This window comes from Rahnella sp. EDr1-12 (assembly GCF_049206505.1).
GTDB lineage: Bacteria > Pseudomonadota > Gammaproteobacteria > Enterobacterales > Enterobacteriaceae > Rahnella > Rahnella rivi.
This window is the reverse complement of sequence record NZ_JBLZNY010000022.1, coordinates 1-455: the sequence shown is the minus strand read 5'-3', so window position 1 is coordinate 455 and position 455 is coordinate 1. Positions and strand designations below refer to the sequence as shown.

Genomic DNA, 455 nt, shown 5'->3' with positions numbered 1-455 from the left:
TTCCTGCTGCCAATCGAAGACGTATTCTCCATCTCCGGCCGTGGTACAGTTGTTACCGGTCGTGTAGAGCGCGGTATCGTTAAAGTGGGCGAAGAAGTTGAAATCGTGGGTATCAAGGACACTGTTAAGTCTACTTGTACCGGCGTTGAAATGTTCCGCAAACTGCTGGACGAAGGCCGTGCTGGTGAGAACGTTGGTGTTCTGCTGCGTGGTATCAAACGTGAAGACATCGAACGTGGTCAGGTTCTGGCTAAACCAGGTTCAATCAAACCACACACTAAGTTTGATTCCGAAGTGTACATCCTGAGCAAAGAAGAAGGTGGTCGTCATACTCCATTCTTCAAAGGCTACCGTCCACAGTTCTACTTCCGTACAACTGACGTGACCGGTACTATCGAACTGCCAGAAGGCGTTGAGATGGTAATGCCTGGTGACAACGTGAACATGGTTGTTAC

The 455-nt window shown here is 49.2% G+C and carries 1 protein-coding gene; it reads left to right on the top strand.

The window, feature by feature from the left end; genetic code table 11:
* On the top strand, positions 1 to 455 hold a 455-nt coding region (locus ACO0U8_RS24210; protein WP_421671768.1), incomplete at both ends, for an EF-Tu/IF-2/RF-3 family GTPase.